The sequence below is a fragment of the Ruegeria sp. CDSA077 genome (assembly GCF_059612265.1).
Map to the genome: position 1 here is coordinate 116,454 of NZ_JBXWQG010000001.1, position 14,742 is coordinate 131,195.

11 protein-coding genes and 1 tRNA gene are annotated in these 14,742 nt (G+C 57.0%); 4 read left to right on the forward strand and 8 right to left on the reverse strand.

Features of this window, described 5'->3' with window-relative positions:
* Positions 1-26 precede the first annotated feature (26 nt).
* From AC2FLE_RS00610 to AC2FLE_RS00625, 4 genes are all read left to right on the forward strand, one after another.
* Positions 27-101, forward strand: a tRNA-Gly gene (locus tag AC2FLE_RS00610).
* Between the two features lie 127 nt (positions 102-228).
* Positions 229-2,049, forward strand: coding sequence for an ABC transporter transmembrane domain-containing protein (locus tag AC2FLE_RS00615; protein ID WP_496694750.1), 1,821 nt, complete (start codon positions 229-231; stop codon positions 2,047-2,049).
* A gap of 151 nt (positions 2,050-2,200) precedes the next feature.
* A complete protein-coding gene (locus AC2FLE_RS00620) occupies positions 2,201-4,090 on the forward strand; it encodes an acyl-CoA synthetase (protein ID WP_496694751.1) in 1,890 nt (629 codons plus the stop codon).
* Positions 4,091-4,103: 13 nt separating this feature from the next.
* Positions 4,104-5,027, forward strand: a complete 924-nt coding sequence (locus AC2FLE_RS00625; protein ID WP_496694752.1) for an alpha/beta hydrolase — start codon at positions 4,104-4,106, stop codon at positions 5,025-5,027.
* A gap of 4 nt (positions 5,028-5,031) precedes the next feature.
* Here AC2FLE_RS00625 and AC2FLE_RS00630 read toward each other — a convergent pair whose 3' ends face one another.
* The 8 genes from AC2FLE_RS00630 to dtd all read right to left on the reverse strand — a co-directional run bounded on the left by AC2FLE_RS00630 (position 5,032) and on the right by dtd (position 14,725).
* Positions 5,032-5,868 (reverse strand): alkaline phosphatase family protein, encoded by an 837-nt coding sequence (locus AC2FLE_RS00630; RefSeq protein ID WP_496689647.1) that lies wholly within the window; start codon positions 5,866-5,868, stop codon positions 5,032-5,034.
* Between the two features lie 143 nt (positions 5,869-6,011).
* The gene (locus AC2FLE_RS00635; protein WP_496694753.1) at positions 6,012-7,649 is read right to left on the reverse strand and encodes an ABC transporter ATP-binding protein; all 1,638 of its coding nucleotides are present in this window, start codon (positions 7,647-7,649) and stop codon (positions 6,012-6,014) included.
* Positions 7,646-8,461, reverse strand: coding sequence for an ABC transporter permease (locus AC2FLE_RS00640; protein ID WP_142636698.1), 816 nt, complete (start codon positions 8,459-8,461; stop codon positions 7,646-7,648). Before AC2FLE_RS00640 ends, AC2FLE_RS00635 begins: the two co-directional genes overlap by 4 nt.
* The gene (locus tag AC2FLE_RS00645; RefSeq protein WP_142636701.1) at positions 8,461-9,417 is read right to left on the reverse strand and encodes an ABC transporter permease; all 957 of its coding nucleotides are present in this window, start codon (positions 9,415-9,417) and stop codon (positions 8,461-8,463) included. The genes AC2FLE_RS00640 and AC2FLE_RS00645 overlap by 1 nt, the downstream gene beginning before the upstream one ends.
* 15 nt (positions 9,418-9,432) lie before the next feature.
* A complete protein-coding gene (locus tag AC2FLE_RS00650) occupies positions 9,433-11,016 on the reverse strand; it encodes an ABC transporter substrate-binding protein (protein WP_142636703.1) in 1,584 nt (527 codons plus the stop codon).
* Between the two features lie 125 nt (positions 11,017-11,141).
* Positions 11,142-13,133, reverse strand: a complete 1,992-nt coding sequence (locus AC2FLE_RS00655) for a CocE/NonD family hydrolase (RefSeq protein ID WP_496694754.1) — start codon at positions 13,131-13,133, stop codon at positions 11,142-11,144.
* A gap of 51 nt (positions 13,134-13,184) precedes the next feature.
* Positions 13,185-14,273 carry a glycerate kinase type-2 family protein gene (locus AC2FLE_RS00660; protein WP_496694755.1) on the reverse strand — a complete coding sequence of 363 codons (1,089 nt, stop codon included), beginning with the start codon at positions 14,271-14,273 and terminating at the stop codon, positions 13,185-13,187.
* A 14-nt stretch (positions 14,274-14,287) separates the two neighbouring features.
* A complete protein-coding gene (dtd, locus tag AC2FLE_RS00665; RefSeq protein WP_496694756.1) occupies positions 14,288-14,725 on the reverse strand; it encodes a D-aminoacyl-tRNA deacylase in 438 nt (145 codons plus the stop codon).
* Between the last annotated feature and the right edge of the window lie 17 nt (positions 14,726-14,742).

Consider the following 14,742-nt stretch of genomic DNA (forward strand, 5'->3'; position numbering starts at 1 on the left):
GCATGGCATAAACCAGCCACCGCTGAGCGGGCGTCGTATACTGGCTATTACCTCAGCCTTCCAAGCTGATGAAGCGGGTTCGATTCCCGCCGCCCGCTCCAAATCAGCCCCAAAAATCTGCGTCAAATAGCCTTTCGTTTGGGCCATTCGGCTGCACCGCTTGACCCGGCGGGTTGTAGACGCCAAGAAGCGGGATACCGGAATTCGAACACGATGTAAGGGCCTGACATGGCAAAACCCGTCTCAGCCAGTCCAACAGCAAAACCCGCACCCGGTGCGGCTGAGGAACGGGCCAGGTCCAGGAAGATCGGTGTTCTGGCTTCGCTCTGGCCATTCATGAAGCCTTATCGATTGCAAATGATTGGGGCCTCTTTGGCCTTGGTTCTGACCGCCAGCATGACGCTGACATTGCCTTTGGCTGTCCGCCGTGTGGTCGACAACTTTCGGATCGAAGACGGAGAGCTACTGGATTGGTACTTTCTGGCGGCGCTGGGCATCGCCGCGATTCTGGCCGTCGGAACAGGCATCCGCTACGCGCTTGTTACGCGCCTGGGTGAACGCGTTGTCGCCGATATCCGCAAAGCCGTTTTTGATCGCGTCATCGGGATGAGCCCCGAATTCTATGAACGTATCATGACGGGTGAGGTGCTGAGCCGGATCACGACCGACACCACGCTGATTCAATCCGTGCTGGGCTCGTCGGTCTCGATCGCTCTACGCAATATGTTGATGTTTCTGGGCGGGCTTGTGCTGATGCTGCTGACCTCGGCCAAGCTGACCGGGATGGTCTTGCTGCTGATTCCGCTGGTTGTGGTTCCGATACTGGTATTGGGGCGGCGCCTGCGGGTTATTAGCCGGGAAAACCAAGACTGGATCGCAGCCTCATCGGGCAACGCCGGTGAAGCGCTGAGCGCGGTTCAAACCGTTCAGGCCTTTACCCATGAGCAGGCCAGCCGAAATCAATTCGGTGAGATGACCGAAACGTCCTATACTGTCTCGCTGCGCCGAATTCAGACCCGGGCCGTGCTGACCGTCATCGTCATATTCCTGGTGTTTTCCGGAATCGTGGGCGTGTTGTGGATGGGGGCGAATGATGTCCGCAACGGTGTCATGACCGAGGGCGTTCTGATCCAGTTCGTGATCTATTCGATCATCATGGCCGGTTCGGTCGCAGCCCTGTCCGAAATCTGGAGCGAATTGCAGCGTGCGGCCGGTGCGACCGAGCGGTTGGTCGAGTTGTTGAATGCTCAGGACACCGTGAACGATCCCGGCCAGGCGCAAGCTTTCCCCGCGCCCGTGCGCGGCGAGATTCAGTTCGACGATGTGACTTTCCGCTACCCGGCGCGTCCGGATGTCGTGGCATTGAATGAACTGTCGCTGACAGTCAACCCCGGGGAAACCGTCGCATTTGTCGGCCCCTCGGGGGCTGGAAAAACAACCGTGATCCAGATGATTCAGCGATTCTATGATCCTGACTCGGGACGCGTTTGTTTGGATGGCATTGACCTGCGAGATTTGGATCGTTCCAATTTCCGCCGTCATATGGCACTTGTGCCTCAGGATCCCACGATATTCGCAGCATCGGCGCGCGAAAATATCCGATTTGGGCGGCTCGATGCGACGGATGCCGAGGTTGAAGACGCAGCCCGCGCAGCTGCGGCCCACGAATTCATCTCGACGCTGCCCGAAGGCTATGACAGCTTTGTAGGAGAGCGAGGCGTCATGCTGTCCGGGGGACAAAAACAGCGGATCGCCATCGCCCGCGCCATTTTGCGCGATGCTCCGATCCTGTTGTTGGATGAGGCGACATCGGCATTGGACGCTGAAAGCGAGCGCGCTGTGCAAGGGGCTGTCGACAGGTTGCGTGCAGGGCGGACGACGCTGATTGTTGCGCACAGATTGGCAACCGTGAAAAAAGCCGACCGCATCATCGTCCTGGAGAACGGGCAGATCGTTGCGCAGGGAACGCATGACGATCTGGTATCGCAGGATGGGCTGTACGCGCGTTTGGCACGGTTGCAATTTACCGATGGTGTTGCAGCAGAGTAACCTGATGGCGAGATATTTTGTTTTGCGCCCCAGCGTCATTCTACATTCTGGGTTGTTCTGCCGTTAAGCCCTTACTTGCACATGAGCGGGTTTTACTTTCATCCTAGATGAGAGCCTGCGCGTGACGCAGTAAAAGTACAGGGAGGAACTAATGGCATTCGCGGGATTAGACGATAAGGCAAGAATAGAAAATGAAATGCCGTGGGAGGATCGAGACGTACCGGTAACCTTTCATCAGTTACTTTCTCGAACGTCGGCCAAGTTCCCCGACCACAAGGCCATTAGCTTTCAGCTGTTTTCCGGCCCAACCGATAAGGCCGAGACCCTGACGTGGTCTGATCTGCTGGGTAAGGTCAATCAGGCCGCCAATCTTTTCAGATCTCTGGGTATCGGTGAAAACGATGTGGTGGCCTATGTGCTGCCCAACTGCAACGAAACTCTGGTGACCCTTATGGGAGGAGCCGTCGCAGGGATCGTGAACCCGATCAACCCGTTGTTGGAGCCCGAGCAAATCGCAGCAATTTTGCGCGAGACGAAAGCCAAGGTTGTTGTGACGCTAAAATCATTTCCCAAAGCCGATGTTGCACAGAAGGTGGAAGAGGCCGTACGCCACGCGCCCGGTGTGAACACAATTCTGGAAATCGACCTGAATCGCTATCTGACACCTCCGAAATCGTGGATCGTGCCCCTTGTGCGTCCCAAAATGGGCGACAAGGCTAAATTGGCTCATGCGGACTATTTGAATTTCAGCAAAGAGCTGGCGAAACAGCCCAAGACACTGACATTCGAAGACAGTAAATCAGACCGTGTTGCGTGCTATTTCCATACTGGTGGTACAACTGGCATGCCCAAGGTTGCACAACACAAATATTCCGGCCTGATCTATAATGGCTGGTGTGGTGGCACCTTGTTGTTCGACGAAAACGATGTGGTCATGTGTCCACTGCCCATGTTCCACGTCTTTGCTGTGCATGTGATCGTCATGGCTGCGGTGAGTTCGGGTGCGCATGTGGTCTTCCCGACGCCTCAAGGATATCGCGGGGATGGCGTTTTCGACAATTTCTGGAAACTGATCGAGCGTTGGAAAGTCAGCTTTATCATCACGGTTCCGACAGCGATCTCTGCCAAAATGCAGCGCCCTGTCGACGCTGATATCTCGTCAGTGAAAACGGCCTTCTCAGGCTCGGCTCCTTTGCCGGTTGAACTGTTCCGTCGCTTTGAAGAGGCCACCGGCGTCACTATAGTCGAAGGCTATGGCCTGACCGAAGCCACCTGCCTTGTGTCGTGCAACCCGGTGGATGGCGAAAAGAAGATCGGTTCGATTGGTGTTCCGTTCCCTTATACGGATGTGAAAATCCTGCAGGATGGGCCCGACGGTCCGACCGAATGTGGAACTGATCAGATTGGTGAGATCTGTATCTCGAACCCCGGCGTATTTGCGGGCAACACCTATACAGAGGTCGAAAAGAACGTGGGCCTGTTCCACTATGACAAATATCTGCGCACCGGTGATTTGGGCCGGTTTGACGATGATGGCTATTTGTGGATCACCGGTCGTGCCAAGGATTTGATCATTCGCGGCGGGCACAATATCGACCCGGCCGAGATCGAAGAGGCGCTGTTGGGGCATGAGGCCGTGGCATTTGCCGGTGCGATCGGTCAACCAGACGCCCATGCGGGCGAAGTGCCCTGTGCCTTTGTCGAACTGGTCTCTGGGGCCAGTGTGACAGAGCAGGAGTTGATGGAATACTGCAGAGTTCACGTTCACGAGCGCGCCGCGCAACCTAAGCACATGACCATTCTGGACGAACTGCCCAAGACGGCAGTGGGCAAAGTCTTTAAGCCCGAGCTACGTAAGCAGGCAATCACACGCATCTACAATGGTGCGCTTGAAGACGCAGGCGTTGCTGCGCGTGTGGTTTCGGTTCTGGATGATAAAAAGCGCGGGCTTGTCGCGCAGCTTGACGCCAACGGTTCCTCGGACGACGATGTCAGCAAAGTGCTGGGATCGTTCACCCGGCCATGGGAGTGGGCTGCCTGATCGCGGAGGGGCTATGGACTATGAACGTCTGATTGATGAAGAAACCTGGGCGTTCATAAGACGAACGGCTGAAAGCTATCCTGATGACGCGGTCGAATTGTCGATCGAAGATCAGCGCGGCGTCTATGACGTAATGTGCAAGGATTTTCGCCAACCTCGCCCAATGGGTGTTGAAACAGAAGACAGGCGCGCCGATGGCGTGCCTGTTCGCATTTACACCGCAGGCAATCCAAGCCGGACGGTGATCTATTTCCACGGCGGCGGGTTTGTCGTCGGCGGGCTGGACAGTCACGACGATGTCTGTGCCGAACTTTGTGCACAAACTGGGTATCGGGTGATTGCCGTGGATTACCGCCTGAGCCCCGAACATATTCATCCTGCCCAGTTTCACGATAGCTGGGCTGCAACCAACTGGGCGGTGCAAGAGTTCCAGGACCCTTTCGTTCTGGCGGGCGACAGCGCGGGTGGAAATCTGGCCGCCGCAGTTTCACAGCACGGACGGACACAGTTCGACAATCTTCTTGGTCAGGTCCTCATCTATCCAGGCTTGGGCGGAGATTCATCCCGTGGTTCCTATAAGGAACATGCCCATGCGCCTTTGCTGACGCTGGAGGATGTAAGTTTTTACGAGAAGATGCGCTGTGGTGGAGATGTGCCGGAAAACGACCCGACATTCGCTCCATTGCATGACACGGATTTCTCGGGGCTGCCCCCAACCGTGGTGGTAACTGCAGATTGTGATCCCTTACGTGATGATGGTGCGATCTATTGCGAACAGATCAGGGCTGCAGGTGGGCAAGCTCATTGCATCAATGAACCCGGCCTTGTGCACGGCTATCTGCGGGCGCGCACCATGGTCAAACGTGCGGCGGACAGCTTCGAGAGGATCTCGGTGGCGATAGAGGCGTTGGGCCAGCAGATCTGGCCCTACGACTGATCCCCTACTTCAAGAAGGGCTGACCCTTCATGGTTTCGGCAATCGGGGCACCCAAACGGTCCAGAATCGTGGGCGCCAGCTGTAGCTGGTCGATCACAGCGTCCGCATCGGGGCCTTCGGCGTCACCGAAGTAATACAGCGCGGTTTCCTGCTGCAATGCGCCACGCCCACCGTGATGGCCACGATCGTCCTGGCCGTGATCTGCGGTGACGATGACGTCGTAACCCAACTGCCGCCAGCGCGGGATAAACGGGGCCAGCATTTCGTCCATCACGAAACAGGCATGGTCCATCTCTTCACATTCATGAAAGAACCTATGACCCATGCTGTCCAAAGTGCTGGTATGCAGCAATCCATAGTCCAAGCCATGGCGTAGGCAGAGATTTGTCAGCGTCGCGAACAGATCGACGTCACAGGGCGTCATCTGGTTGGCTTTGCCATAGCCTGTCATCGTGTGGAACCGACCATGATTGATCGTTTTGCTGTTGGGCTCGTCATATTCAACATCGCGGACATAGTCGAATGGATGGCGATTAAAGAATTGCGACCAGAAGCTGTGGGCCACAGCCCCAGTCACGCCGCCGGCTTCGCGCACTTGGCTGAAGATGTCCTTCTGACTCAGGCGGAACACGTTGCCATTGCCGGTACAGCCATGCTCCTGCGGTGTAACACCGGTATGGATCGAGGCATAGCAGCTTGCCGAGATTGACGGCAGCACAGCGCGCTTCTTCCAAACGCGCGCCTCGCCGGTGTCGACCCAGCCTTCCAGGTTGCCGAACAAGCGACGGAAATTGCGCCATGGAACACCGTCCAGAATGATGAGGAGAAGTTTGCGGTCCATGCTCTGACCCTTTTTCAGATTGCTTCAGCCGACCCTAAAAGATTCGGTGCGGTCTGGCTGCCTGATCCCGCCCCGAATGGCAAAATCCCGACACCTTGATCGAATGGCGCCGGGATTTCATAAACTTACGGGAAGGGCCGGGATCAGTTCCCGGCGCTTTCCATTTTGCGGTGGGCGACGACCTCTTCCAGCCAGCCCAGATGCATTTCGGGGACAGAGCTGAGCAGTAGGTCGGTATAGTCATCAAACGGTGGGCTCAGCACCTGCGACTTGGGGCCGTAGCGGACGACTCGGCCCTGATACATCACCGCAATACTGTCGCTGATCGCGCGCACTGTTGCCAGATCGTGGGTGATGAACAGATAGGCCACATCCTCGATCTTTTGCAGGTCCAGCAGCAGTTTGAGGATACCATCCGCGACTAGCGGATCCAGCGCCGAGGTGACTTCGTCACAGATGATCATCTTGGGCTTGGCCGCCAATGAACGCGCAATGCAAACACGCTGTTTCTGGCCGCCAGACAGTTCCGCCGGATAGCGGTCCATGTATTTTTCGCCCAGCTCGATCTCATCCAGCAGTTCCACGATCCGCTTGCGTTTTTCCGCGCCGCGCATACCGAAGTAGAACTCCAGCGGGCGCCCGATGATAGTGCCGACGGTCTGACGCGGGTTCATCGCCACATCTGCCATCTGATAGATCATCTGCAACTCACGCAGGTCTTCTCGGCTGCGGCCCTTCAGATCGCCACTGAGCTTGCGTCCGGCGAAATTGATCTCGCCATCGCGCGGTGGAAGCAGCCCGGTGATCACCCGTGCCAGCGTGGACTTGCCGGAACCGGATTCGCCCACAACCGCTAATGTTTGGCCTGGATGGAGCTCGACATTGACGTTGTGCAGCACGTCGAAATTCAGCCCCTTATAGCGCGCAGTGATCCCGTCAACTGTCAGCACTGGTTCGGATGTTGGCTTCTTTTCTTCATGTTCGATGGAGCGGACCGAGACCAGCGCCTTGGTATACTCTTCCTGCGGGTTGTTGATGATCTGATCGGTGTTGCCGTACTCGACCGTGTTACCCATGCGCAGAACCATGATGTCGTCGCTGACTTGCGCAACGACTGCCAGATCGTGGGTGATATAGAGCGCGGCAACGCCGGTATCACGAATGGCTTCCTTAATGGCCATCAGAACATCGATCTGGGTGGTCACATCCAGCGCAGTTGTCGGTTCGTCGAACACCACCAGATCAGGCTCAGGACAAAGCGCCAGTGCTGTCATACACCGCTGTAGCTGACCGCCCGAAACTTGGTGCGGATAGCGATCACCAATATTGTCCGGATCGGGAAGCCCCAGCTTGTCGAATAGTTCCCGCGCGCGGGCTTCGGCCTCTTTACGCGAGAACTTCTTGTGCTCCACGGCGGCTTCGATCACCTGATCCATGATCTTCTTGGCTGGGTTGAACGATGCTGCGGCGGATTGCGAAACATATGCTACCTCGCCTCCGCGCAGATTACGGATATCGCTATGCGGGGTTTTCAGGATATCGCGCCCGTTAACCCAAACCTCTCCGCCGGTGAGTTCAACACCACCACGGCCATAGGCCATTGAGGCCAGACCAATGGTGGATTTACCGGCCCCGGATTCACCGATCAGCCCCAACACCTTGCCGCGTTCAAGGTCAAAGCTGACCCCGTGCACGATTTCGATATCATGGGGTTTTTCACCCGGCGGATAGACGGTCGCGCCGATTTTGAGGTCGCGGACCTTGAGAAGGGTATCACTCATCCCCGGCCTCCTTTCAGCGATGTGGTACGGTTCAGGACCCAGTCAGCAACAAGGTTGACCGAGATGGCGAGGGTCGCGATGGCAACAGCCGGATATAGCGCCGCGCCGATGCCATAGACGATACCGTCTTTGTTTTCCTTCACGATTCCACCCCAATCCGCCAGCGGCGGTTGGACGCCCAGACCCAGGAACGAGAGGGTCGAGATAAACAGAACCATAAAGATGAACCGTAATCCGAACTCGGCCACCAGAGGCGACAGAGCATTGGGCAGGATTTCCCGGAAGATGATCCAGATACGACCCTCACCGCGCAGCTTGGCAGCCTCAACATAGTCCATCACATTGATATCCACAGCGACAGATCGCGACAGGCGATAGGGGCGCGTTGCGTCCAAAAGGCCCATCACCAGGATCAGGATCGGGACAGTCACCGGGACAATCGCCAGAATGACCAGCGCCAGAATCAGTGTCGGGATCGACATGACCAGGTCAACCGCTCGGCTGAGGACCTGATCGGCCCAGCCACCAAGAACAGCGGCCAGCAAGCCCAGCGTGGTGCCGGTGGCAAAGCTGAGGATCGTGGCAGCAGCAGCGATAAAGATGGTCGTGCGCCCGCCATAGATCATGCGAGTTAGCAGATCGCGCCCGATATTGTCCGTACCCAACAAGTGTTTGGCGCTGGACGGTTCCCAGACATCACCGACCACCTCAGCCATGCCGTAAGGAGCGATCAGAGGTGCGGCGAGCGCCACGAAAAAGTACAGCCCGGTGAAAAACAGACCGATCATGGCCGAAATAGGAAGATTCTTCATCATTTCGGGTGCCTCAGTCTTGGATTGGCAAGGATGGACACGATATCGGCAACCATGTTCAGCCCGATATAGACCGCAGCGAAGACAACGCCGCAGGCCAGAACCACAGGCACGTCACGCTTGGTCACCGAGTCCACAAGATATTGCCCCATGCCAGGGTAAACGAACACCACTTCGACCACGACGACGCCCACGACCAGATAGGCCAGGTTCAGCATAACAACGTTGACAATGGGCGAAATCGCGTTGGGGAAGGCATGTCGCGCGATGACCTGAAAACTGGACAAACCTTTCAGCTCAGCCGTTTCGATATAGGCCGACTGCATCAGGTTTAGGATTGCGGCGCGGGTCATCCGCATCATCTGTGCCAATACCACCAGCGTCAGCACAAAGGCCGGCAAGGCGATTGCATAGAGCTTTTCACCGAAGGACATCGAATCGTTGATCATCGCAAGCGAGGAAAACCAGCCCAGTTTTACGGAAACGAAATAGATAATCACGTAGCCGATCAGGAATTCGGGGATCGAAACCGTGGTCAAGGTCACAGCCGAGATCAATTTGTCCGGCATGCGGTTGCGATAGCGGACGGCCAACAAGCCAAGGAAGATAGCGAGTGGTACGGAGACGACGGCGGCGGCACAAGCCAGGAACAGCGTGTTGCCCAGGCGCTTGCCGATGCTTTCAGCGATATCCAGTTTGTTGGTCATCGATTGGCCCAGATCGCCTTGAACGATCCCGCCCAGCCATTCGGCGTATCGGGTCAGGGCAGGGCGGTTCAGCCCCATTTCCTCACGTAAGTTAGCAAGAGCCTCAGGAGTTGCGGACTGTCCCAGGACGGCTTGCGCGGCGTCTCCGGGCAGGGCTTCGGTCAGGCCAAAAATCAGGGCCGAAGCGCCAAACAGCAATAGGAGTCCCAGCGCAAGGCGCTGGGAAACCAATTTGATGATAGGATGCATGATCCGTGGTCCTTATCAGGAGAACCACATCTTGCGGGACATGTTGCCGTTCATCATCTCTTGGGTCGGGTCGCTTTCCCAACCTTCCAGCTGATTGCTGACACCTTCGACGAAATCATTGAACATCGGGCAGATTACGCCGCCTTCGTCGCGGACCATCATGCCCATCTGTTTGTAGATGTCTTTGCGCTTGTCATTGTCCAGCTCGGCGCGGGCTGCAAACAGCATCTCGTCAAAGGCCGGAACCTTGAACCGCGTGTCGTTCCAGTCTGCGGTCGACAGATACGCGGTCGAATACATCTGGTCCTGCACCGGACGGCCACCCCAGTACGAGGCGCAGAACGGCTGTACGTTCCAAACCTCGGACCAGTAACCATCGTTGGGTTCACGCTTGATTTCCAGCGGGATACCAGCCTGAGCCGCGGTCTGCTGGAACAGGGCGGCCGCGTCCACTGCACCAGGGAAGGCGCCATCAGCGACCTGCAGAATGATTGGCGAGCCGTCATGACCCGACTTCTTGTAATGCTCAGCTGCTTTTTCGATGCTGAATTCACGCTGCGGGATCGAACCGTCAAACAGCGGGTAGGCCGCGTTGATCGGCATGTCATTCCCAATCGAGCCATAGCCACGCAGAACCTTGTCGACCAGATCCTGACGGTTAATCGCGTGTTTCAGGGCCAAACGCAGTTCATTGTTATCAAACGGTGCCGTGTCGCAATGCATGATAAACACATAGTGGCCACGGCCTGCGGTTGAATGCACAGTCAGGTTCGGTGCGCGACCCAGCAGATCAGCAATCTTGGGCTCAACCCGGTTGATCGCGTGGACCTGACCGGATTGCAGCGCGGCGGTCCGGGCGGTTGCGTCATTGATAACAACCACTTCGACGCTGTCGAAATTGCCATAATCGCTCCAGTGGTTGGCGAACTTTTTGAACACGTGGCGGACGCCGGGTTCGTTGACTTCCACTTGGTAAGGGCCGGTGCCAACCCCTGCGCCAGGATCTTCCATGCCGCCATCCGGCTGGATGATCAGATGATAGTCTGCCATCAGATAGGGCAGGTCGGCATTTGGTTCATTCAGCGTAACCTGGAAATTGTCGCCATCAGCCTTCATCGATTCGATGCCGCGCATGATTCCCAGAGCACCGGATTGGGAATCCTCGTTCGAGTGACGCTCCATGGTTTTCAGCACGTCTTCGCTGGTCATGGTCTTGCCGTTGTGGAATTCCACGCCCTGACGCAGTTTGAAGGTCCAGACCCTGGCATCCGCGCTGCCTTCGACGCTTTCTGCAAGGCGCGGTTCGATCGATCCATCGGGCGCAACCTCGACCAGTTGGTCGCCGAACTGCTTGCCGTTCTGGAACGGAACCGAGCTGGCATAGGTGGCCGGGTCAAGCGAGTTGGTGGATTCCCCGCCCTGCAGGCCAAATTTCAGATCACCGCCCTTTTTCGGGCCAGCCGCGCGTGCAGCATCGGCAAACATTGTGCTGGCCATCGCAGCAGACACACCAAGTGCTGCAGCTTTCCCCATAAATTCGCGGCGGGTCAGCTTGCCAGCTGTAACCTGCTTGGCCATGTGAGTGATTTGTTCGTTCATTCAGATATCTCCCAGTGATTTATCTCGTCAGCCCCTGACGGGTTTTTTTATTGACGCGCCAGTCAAGTTAGGCGCAATTCGGTTGGTCGAGCAAGAAAAAAGTCCGGCTCAGACCTGCTTGAATTTCACATATGATTACGCGGTACGGTATCCTCCTTAGTCTTTGAAAATACCAAACTGCCGTTTTCAAATGCCTTGAGTTCAGCACAGAGGTAGAAGTTTCCGGCGTCTGACCACATTTCGCAAGATGTTTCTGTACGCAGCTCTGTGCCGTCACGGATTATCTCTTGTGTCCAATGGCAATATCCGCGCGCAGATAACGGGTCATCAGGGCGAATCGACCAACGTTCAAAGGCTGTTCCGCCATGTGTCAGGCCGTGGTGGTTGTCTGTAACAAGGCCAAAGTCATCTTCTATAATCAGATGAGTTTCCCCCGAGTTCATGTCAGTTTCGACCTGTCGAGAGTTCCGGCTGTCTCGGACATTCGAGATGTCGTGTGCGGCCTCGGCTTCCGGGGGAGGGAATACATATGCCTCGCTCGCCGCGTGACGGATGGGCAGCTTGATTTGGCCCTCGGTCAGATGCAGTTCTGCAGACTCGGGTGAAGGCCAGATCAGCGGCCAATAGGCGCTGGATACCGCAATCCGCAAGCGGTGTCCCCTTGGCACCCGATATGCGATATGGTCCAGATCCAGCGTGACCTCGTAAACCTTGCCGGGGACCAATTCGGTCGGTTGCGAATGGGTATCGCGATGGCACAGGTTAAGGACACCGTATGTTATGCGTGTTGTTGCCCCATCGGGATGGACGTGATTCAAGCGCACTGCCATCTGTGCATAGGGACGATCGGCACTGATGTGCAGGCATATTTGCGGCGCGCCCACGATGTTCAGATCATTGACTAGTGGGGCGCTGTCGAAACAGGCCGAAAATGCATCATCCGCACGCTGATCGCCCGGCATATCCGGCCCCAACCAGATGGCGCAGTATTCTCCGCCTTCCATCCCGCAGGTCTGGGGGGATCGGATGCACATGTCCAGCCGTCCGGGTTGGTCCAGCCCAGCATTAGAAATATTCAGAGTTTGAATAGGAAGATGCGAGGTCGCGCCTTTATCCTCGGTTATCCAGCAACCGGGCCGTTCCTTGTACCAGCGCTGGGGGCGTACCCCATCCATAAGATAGGCGCGATAGTCGGGTTCCTGGTCGATGCCAGTATCCTGGCCTTTTAACCAGTGGTCCCACCAACGCAGGGCCTCTTGCAGAAATCCGATTCGGGGCTCCGGAACAGCAAAATGCGGATACTTGTGAACCCAAGATCCGACTATCCCCTTGACCGGAGAATCAAGCTGTTCAACCAATAAAGGCACCGTATTCTTATAGGCGTCACCCCAGCCGCCAACAGCCAAAGTCGCCGCCCGGATAGCGCTGAAATCCTCGCAGACTGACCCGTGACGCCAATAGGCATCCCGAGTCTGATGGCGCAACCAGACAGAGGGCAGAAAGGGCTCGTTCTCAAGGCGGTCCAGCCACAGCTCGCGCCAGTTCGGACGCAGGGCCGGATCGGGAGCGCGCGATGAATAAGACCACATGGTCGCACCCCAGCCGAGATTTTCGTTCAGCAGGCAGCCTCCCTTGTAGTGGATGTCGTCCGCATACCGGTCGGCGGTCGAGCACAGCGTGATAATCGCCTTCAGCGCCTCTGGCTGTAGTGCTGCCACCTGCAAAGCATTGAAACCGCCCCAACTGATCCCCATCATTCCTACAGAACCAGAGCACCACGGTTGCTGCGCCAGCCACTCGATAGTTGCAACTGCATCGTCCAGTTCCTGCTGGGTATACTCATCCTCCATCAGCCCTTCGCTGTCACCATTGCCGCGCATGTCCACGCGGATGCAGGCGTAGCCGCGCTTGGCAAACCATGGATGGGTCAGGGCGTCTCGTGTCGCAGTGCCGTCGCGTTTGCGATAGGGCAGGAACTCCAGAATGGCAGGTACAGGGTGGCTTTCTGCATTCGACGGCTTCCATATCCGGGCTGAAAGCCGGCACCCATCCGGCATGTGAATGCCGACATCTGGACGGTCTTCGATGTCGAGTAGCGAATTGTCGGCTGGATTCATTCGGTCAGTCTCGGGGCCAAAAGGGATTTGGTGCAGGTGAAAATCGTCAAATCAGCCTCGGATTGCGACAATAAGGTCCATTACGTTGGTTCCGGTCGGTCCGGTGACGAAAAGAGCATTTACGCGTTCCAGATAGCTGCCGCTGTCAGCATCCCGCAGCGCCTTTTCCGCACCATCGCCCCAGGTGGTCCCGTCAACAATCGCCCCCGCGGCCTGGGTTGGCCCGTCGGTGCCGTCGGTGCCCCCGACAAGCAGCGTCAGCCCAGCAATACCCGCGATTTCTCTGGCCAACGCTAAAGCGAGGGCCTGATTGCGCCCACCCTTGCCTGGATTTCTGGGCAGCACGACAGTTGGCTCTCCACCGAAAACCATGACGCCCTCGGGCATATTGCGCAGCCGTGGCCCCAAACGGGCTGCTATGCTTTTCAGGTCATCGTGCAGGCATTCCTCATTCGCTAGAACGGGTGCGCCCTCGGCCATGGCCTGTCGGACGGCGGCAGCACGGGCATGCTTGTTCGATGCAACGATGTGCGCAACTCCCTGAAAATCGCGCGGCTCAGGAAGTGCGCCAATGCCCGATCCGATAACGTTCAGGTCATCGCCGGGCACATCGGAAATCGCCAGTACAGTCGCCTTCGCTCCTTTGAACTGGGCCAACAGGCCAGACCCTTTGATCTGGGACAGTTTGCGCCGTTCGGCGTTCATTTCAGAGATATTCATCCCTTCCGACAGCAGTTTTCGGTTCAACTGCTCCAGATTCGCCAGCGTTTTGCCGGGTACAAGGTCCTCGGCCAAAGACGAGGCCCCACCCGAAGTCAGAAGTAGCAAATGCGAAGACGATCCCATCGACTGGACCATCTCACGCAGTGCGCGGCCTGCTTGCAGACTGCGAAGATCTGGAACGGGATGAGAGGCCTCGATCACCCTGACATGGTCAGGCAGGGCGTCCCCGTGGCCATCTTTGGTGACAACCAAAGCGGGGAGGGGGCCGAAATGGTCCAGCGCTGCGCGGGTCATCGCCGCCGCAGCTTTGCCGACAGCCAGAATTTGGTCGGGAGCCTCGATATCATTCAGCGCCGTTAACGTCGCCGCATATCCACTAACCGCGTCAACCCCGGCCTGCCAAATCCGGGTTGCCATTTGCCTTTGCACCATCAACTTTCGACCCAGATCGTAACTGGTCCGTCATTGACCAGTTCCACGGCCATATCCGCCCCGAACTGGCCGGTTTCGACAGGGACGCCAAGACCACTTAGCCGATGCGCGAAAACCTCATACAAGCGTTCTCCAACCTCTGGCGGCGCCGCTTCAGAAAACCCCGGGCGGTTCCCGCGCGAGGTATCAGCGGCAAGTGTGAACTGGCTGATTACTAGGGCCGAGCCGCCCATATCCAGAACCGATCGGTTCATCTTGCCGGCCTCATCCTTGAATATCCGCAGCTTCGAGACCTTGGCAGCAAGCTGTTCGGCCTTTTGTTCGTCGTCTCCTTGCATCGCGCAAACCAGTATCAGCAGGCCCGGACCGGTTTGTCCGATCACCGTACCCTCGACCGAGACTTTTGCCTGCGAGACCCTCTGCAACAGCGCACGCATTTGGTTCCTCCATTTGA